At 56.0% G+C, this 5540-nt stretch carries 7 protein-coding genes; 1 reads left to right on the top strand and 6 read right to left on the bottom strand.

Translation table 11 applies throughout. From position 1 onward, the window contains the following. Positions 1–1052: phosphoribosylamine--glycine ligase (gene purD / locus ACLQ7H_RS01275; protein WP_411751101.1), on the top strand; the 1052-nt coding region annotated here is incomplete at its 5' end. Between the two features lie 51 nt (positions 1053–1103). Here the strand turns inward: purD and ACLQ7H_RS01270 are convergent. From ACLQ7H_RS01270 to nudC, 6 genes are all read right to left on the bottom strand, one after another. Continuing rightward, positions 1104–1742: a DUF1481 domain-containing protein gene (locus ACLQ7H_RS01270; RefSeq protein WP_411751100.1), complete on the bottom strand. Its 639-nt coding sequence runs from the start codon at positions 1740–1742 to the stop codon at positions 1104–1106. Between the two features lie 67 nt (positions 1743–1809). Further along, entirely contained in the window at positions 1810–2085 is a 276-nt protein-coding gene (hupA, locus tag ACLQ7H_RS01265; protein ID WP_021182173.1) for a nucleoid-associated protein HU-alpha, read from the bottom strand. A 189-nt stretch (positions 2086–2274) separates the two neighbouring features. Beyond that, positions 2275–2865, bottom strand: a complete 591-nt coding sequence (locus ACLQ7H_RS01260; protein WP_248947620.1) for a YjaG family protein — start codon at positions 2863–2865, stop codon at positions 2275–2277. Between the two features lie 48 nt (positions 2866–2913). Then, positions 2914–3600, bottom strand: coding sequence for a deoxyribonuclease V (gene nfi, locus ACLQ7H_RS01255; protein WP_411751099.1), 687 nt, complete (start codon positions 3598–3600; stop codon positions 2914–2916). A 16-nt stretch (positions 3601–3616) separates the two neighbouring features. Next, the gene (gene hemE, locus ACLQ7H_RS01250) at positions 3617–4681 is read right to left on the bottom strand and encodes a uroporphyrinogen decarboxylase (protein ID WP_411751098.1); all 1065 of its coding nucleotides are present in this window, start codon (positions 4679–4681) and stop codon (positions 3617–3619) included. A gap of 37 nt (positions 4682–4718) precedes the next feature. Then, positions 4719–5486 carry an NAD(+) diphosphatase gene (gene nudC, locus ACLQ7H_RS01245; protein ID WP_411751097.1) on the bottom strand — a complete coding sequence of 256 codons (768 nt, stop codon included), beginning with the start codon at positions 5484–5486 and terminating at the stop codon, positions 4719–4721. Positions 5487–5540 lie beyond the last annotated feature (54 nt).

Raw genomic sequence — 5540 nt, 5'->3', positions numbered from 1 at the left:
TCGGCGTGGTGGATGCCTTCCAGGCTGCCGGGTTGAAAATCTTTGGCCCGTCGCAGGCCGCAGCACAGCTTGAAGGCTCCAAAGCCTTTACCAAGGATTTCCTGGCTCGCCACGCTATCCCAAGCGCCGCATACCAGAACTTTACCGAAGTTGAACCCGCTTTGGCCTACGTACGCAGCCAAGGCGCGCCGATCGTCATCAAGGCCGACGGCCTAGCGGCAGGCAAGGGCGTGATCGTCGCGATGACGTTGCAGGAAGCCGAAGACGCCATTCAGGATATGCTGGCGGGTAATGCGTTTGGCAACGCCGGGCATCGCATCGTAATCGAGGAGTTCCTGACGGGCGAAGAAGCTAGCTTTATCGTCATGGTCGATGGCGAGAACGTGGTACCAATGGCCACCAGCCAAGATCATAAACGTGTCGGTGACGGCGATACCGGCCCGAATACTGGCGGCATGGGCGCCTACTCGCCAGCGCCAGTGGTGACGGATGAAATCCACCAGCGTGTGATGGACCAGGTGATCTGGCCAACCGTGCGCGGCATGGCGGCGGAAGGCAACACCTATGTCGGTTTCCTGTACGCTGGCCTGATGATTGCTGACGATGGTCAACCCAAGGTAATCGAATTCAACTGCCGCTTTGGCGATCCGGAAACTCAGCCGATCATGCTGCGCCTGCGCTCCGATCTGGTTGAACTCTGCCTGGCTGGGGCCGAAGGCAAGCTGGATGAGAAGACCTCCGAGTGGGATGAACGCCCTGCTCTCGGCGTGGTGTTAGCGGCGGGTGGCTATCCTGCGGATTATCGCCAAGGGGATGTGATCCACGGTTTGCCTCAGCAAGAAGATGCCAATGGCAAAGTGTTCCATGCCGGAACGCGTATGCAAGGGAACGAAGTCGTGACCAACGGCGGGCGTGTGCTATGCGTTACGGCTTTGGGCACAACGGTGGCTCAGGCTCAGCAGTTAGCCTATCAGCTAGCGGAAGGTATTCAGTGGCAAGACAGTTTCTGCCGCAAGGATATAGGCTACCGCGCTATCGCACGCGAGCAGTAACAGCTATTTGAGATAACAGGTAGGCTCTGTTCGCAGGGCCTTTTTTATGCGCTAAAGGGTGTCTTTGGTGGGTTCCCAACTGCAGAAATCATTGTTTGCCACCAATAACAACTCACGACCTTCCGGCCCATCCAACCAGGCTACACTCACTGGCTGACTGCTATTGGCCGCACGCCGCATGATCCACTGTTCGGCCTGTTGATCCAAACCTGGTTTTACCACTTCGCCGTTGCACAACTTCACCGCACCTTGCTGCCAGTGCCCTTGCAACAACCGTACGCGGCCAGCATTAAGCGCATCGCTCACTTCCAGCATCCGCCGCGCCTGATATTGGTAGAGCACGATTTCATCGTTGGAGAGCTTCTGGCGCTGGGTGGCCAGTTGGCGCTGCATAAAGCTGACCGTGCCGTTGGCGGTGAAACGCAGTTGAATAGAGTCGCGGTCGCCATCCGCATCGGTGCGTTTGATTTGGTACAACTCGCCGTGTTGATACTCATACAACGTAGTGACGGTGCCCGGCCCACGATAAGGGCTGTAGACACTCAACAGCGCTACAGGCTGCTGCTGGCCATCATCCAGACGCCACACGCGCATTACCCCCTGATCGGCAACAAAGCCGCTGGCGGTAAAGGTCGGCGGGGCGGAACGGAAACTACAAGCACTCAAGGCAGCGACAACCGTAACCGCCATGAATGCTCGTCGAATAAACAAAAGGGGCGCCAACGCCCCCCTGTTTAAACCTTTCTGCAACACGCGATTAAGACTTAACCGCGTCTTTCAGTGCTTTACCAGAAACGAACGCAGGCACGTTAGCTGCTGCGATTTTGATCTCTTTACCAGTCTGCGGGTTGCGGCCAGTGCGCTCGCTACGATGGTTTACCTTGAAAGTACCGAAACCAACCAATTGTACTGCATCACCTTCTTTCAGGGACTCAGTAATGGCAGCCAGGGTAGATTCCAGAGCCAGCTTAGCTTGAGCCTTGGAAAGGTCAGCCTTCTCTGCGATTACATCAATCAGTTGAGTCTTGTTCATAAGTTATCCTTACAGTGTGTTTATCGTTTGCAAAGCATCGAGTGCGACGGATATGCCGATGGACAGCACTCTCCTGCATACACGCACCGATAGCCACTTTTTTTTCGCCCCCCAAATGTAGACCAGACAGGGTGCGGATGTGAAGCCTTAAGGCACGACAAATCAGACGTTAAATCACGTTTTCTTGCCTTATTGCGTTAAATTTATCCCAATGTTACTAATCGCGGCCTCGCGCAGGTCAGATCGTAACCCTTTGATCAGATCCAGATCACGCTCTTCGCAGGCGGCCAACAGGCGGAAAATCTCCCATTGAATGTCCCATTCTTCCTCAACGGCAGGCAGAATTTTCAGCTCTTCGTCGGTCATTTCTTTGCCAGCCTGGGTCATTTCCAACATCGCCACGGTGCGAATTGAGGTTTCGCTGATGGCAATGGCGTGCTCCAACGTCTCTCCGCTGAGGCGCGAATGGATCAATTCCCCTAATGCAATACAGGCATCGATCGCGGGGTAAACGCCGTAAAGATCGTAATCTTCTGCCGACGGGATCGCCTCTTCCAACTTTTCCAGTTGGCTGTCAAAGTTGACCTTGGCGTCTTTCACCACCAGCGTTTCCCAGACCAAGTCCAGGATACGGCGATAAACGGCCGGGTCGCCAAACTCCGTCTGCAGACAGAACATCTGGTAATTCGGGTACATACGCTCGCACAGGCAGGCCATAAAGGTCAAATGCTGCCAGCTTTCCAGCTTTTCCAAGCGTAAATGAATCGGGTTACGTAGCATGGTCTACTCTCTTACTCGTTATCTGCCGCGCAGTGTACCCGAAATCGCTCATAGCGACACCTCTGGATGCTGCTGTAACCAGCGTATAAAGGCCGGACGGCGTGATGCAATGGCATCGGCCCAACGCGTGGGTTCCGGCAAGCGGTAGCCTGCCATACAGCGTTGTACCCATGCCAATGCGCTGTCGGTGCCAACACGATGGCCCGTAGCGATAAACAACGGATTACAGCGCTCTTTGCTGCGCCATACCCATCCCAGCTGTTCGCCCTTATCCTCCAGCGCGGCCAGCGAGCCAACGGTAGCGTCCAGCCGGGAAAATTTACCACATAAACGCTTCTTGGCCACGCCAATGGTCGGTACGTTGACCAGCAGGCCAAAGTGGCTGGCAACCCCCAGGCGTCTTGGATGGGAAATACCATGGCCATCGACAAAGATCAGGTCTGGTTTCTGGTGCAGTTGTTCCCAGGCGGCGATCAGCGCAGGGTACTCGCGAAACGAGAGAAATCCAGGGATATAGGGCATGGTGGTGCTGATACGGGCGATTTGATACTCCACCAATTCCAGTGAAGGATAGCGCAGGATAGCAATGGCGGCGCGTGTTACCGCGCCTTCTTGCTCAAAACCGACGTCCGCACCGGCGATAAATGCCGGTGGGTCTTGCAGAAAGTCATCGTGACGAATGACTTCCCCGGCGCGCCGTAGCTGTTCGGCGCGCAGAGCCTGAGTATCGATCACAGCGTCTCCTTGCGGTTTAGCGGTGGTATTTGGCCGACAACGCATGCACCGCTTCAACGAAGGCCCCGGCATGTTCCGGTGGCACATCTTGATGAATGCCGTGGCCAAGGTTGAAGACATGACCTTCGCCCTGGCCAAAACCGGCCAGAATGGTTTCTACTTCCTGGGCGATGCGTTCCGGTGCGGCATACAGCATGGAAGGGTCCATATTCCCCTGCAGCGCGACTTTATCGCCCACACGGCGGCGCGCATCGGCAATATCGGTGGTCCAATCCAGACCCAACGCATCGCAACCGGTGGCTGCCATCGCTTCCAGCCACTGGCCACCGCCTTTGGTGAACAGCGTCACTGGCACTCGGCGTCCGTCATTTTCACGCAGCAGGCCATCAACGATTTTATGCATATAGTGCAGTGAGAATTCGCGATAATCACGGCCAGTCAGCACGCCGCCCCAGGTGTCGAACACCATTACGGACTGCGCCCCGGCCTTGATCTGGGCATTGAGATACAGGATCACACTGTCCGCCAGCTTATCCAGCAGCAAATGCAGCGTCTGCGGCTCGGCGTACATCATTTTCTTCAGCTTAGTGAAGGCTTTGCTGCTACCGCCTTCGACCATATAGGTCGCCAACGTCCACGGGCTACCGGAGAAACCAATCAGTGGCACTTCACCCTTCAATTCACGGCGGATGGTACGCACCGCGTTCATGACATAGCCCAGTTCATCTTCCGGATCGAAGGCAGGCAGCTTCTCTACATCGGCATGGCAGGTGATTGGCGAAGAAAAACGCGGGCCTTCCCCAGTTTCGAAATAGAGCCCAAGCCCCATGGCATCGGGAATGGTGAGAATGTCGGAGAACAGGATGGCGGCGTCCAACGCATAACGGCGCAGGGGCTGTAATGTCACCTCACAGGCCAGTTCGGCATTTTTGCACAGCGACATGAAATCCCCGGCCTGAGCACGGGTGGCTTTGTACTCTGGCAAATAACGACCGGCCTGGCGCATCATCCATACAGGGGTGAGATCCACCGGCTGGCGCATCAGCGCACGCAGGTAGCGATCGTTCTTCAACTCATTCATTTCTTGGGCTCCCTTGATTATCTGCCGCCATTGTACATTATTCTGCCCGACACAGCGCCACGGTGTCCTCAATCAGGCGGCGCGCCACGGTACCAGGCGGTGGCAGCATCGGTAGTTGGTCATAGCGATACCAACCCGCATTGAGCAACTCCTTCGGATCGTGGCGCAGTTCACCGCCCTGATATTCAGCCATAAACGCCATCATCAGCGAATGGGGGAACGGCCAGGGTTGCGAGGTCACGTAGCGCAGGTTGGTAATGGCGATATTGCTCTCTTCCATCACCTCGCGCGCCACGGCCTGCTCCAGGGTTTCCCCCACCTCCACAAACCCCGCCAGCACGGTATGGATGCCCCCACGGTGGCGCACATGCTGTGCCAGCAGGATCTCATCATTGCGGCGAATAGCGACAATTACGCAAGGGGCAATCTGCGGATAATAACGTTCACGGCAGTGATCACACAGGCAGGCGCTTTCGGTACGGCTAAGGTGCATCTCATGGCCGCAGTAGCCACAGAACCGGTGCGAGCGATAAAAGTCGGCCAGCTGTACGCCGCGCCCGGCCAGTTGGAACAGACCGCGATCGAGGTTAAGCAGTTGCCGCACCGATCCCATCTCTTTGGACATCGGTTGGCGCACCAGCCAGACCGGTGCTCCCTCCCATTCGCCGATTTGACGAGCCGGCCGGCCCTGCAAAGAAAATAGTGCGGCAGAACCAAACGGCAATTCACCGTTTGGTAACCAAATTTTGCTTTCATGGCTGACGATCCACCAGCCATTTTCGTTACCCGTTAATGCAAGTTCCATATGTTGTTGCACAACCTCTGCTTCACTGGCAATCTAGGAATGGTCTTTGTTACA

The sequence above is a fragment of the Serratia sp. (in: enterobacteria) genome (assembly GCF_046715635.1).
Taxonomy (GTDB): Bacteria; Pseudomonadota; Gammaproteobacteria; order Enterobacterales; family Enterobacteriaceae; genus Chania.
The sequence above is the reverse complement of the archived record's forward strand: the minus strand, read 5'-3'. Positions and strand labels throughout refer to the sequence as shown.

What these genes read in the sequence shown, in the direction of transcription:
- ACLQ7H_RS01270 (WP_411751100.1), bottom strand. Translation starts at nt 1,742, where the DNA reads ATGGCGGTTACGGTTGTCGCTGCCTTGAGTGCTTGTAGTTTCCGTTCC.
- hupA (WP_021182173.1), bottom strand. Translation starts at nt 2,085, where the DNA reads ATGAACAAGACTCAACTGATTGATGTAATCGCAGAGAAGGCTGACCTT.
- ACLQ7H_RS01260 (WP_248947620.1), bottom strand. Translation starts at nt 2,865, where the DNA reads ATGCTACGTAACCCGATTCATTTACGCTTGGAAAAGCTGGAAAGCTGG.
- hemE (WP_411751098.1), bottom strand. Translation starts at nt 4,681, where the DNA reads ATGAATGAGTTGAAGAACGATCGCTACCTGCGTGCGCTGATGCGCCAG.
- nudC (WP_411751097.1), bottom strand. Translation starts at nt 5,486, where the DNA reads ATGGAACTTGCATTAACGGGTAACGAAAATGGCTGGTGGATCGTCAGC.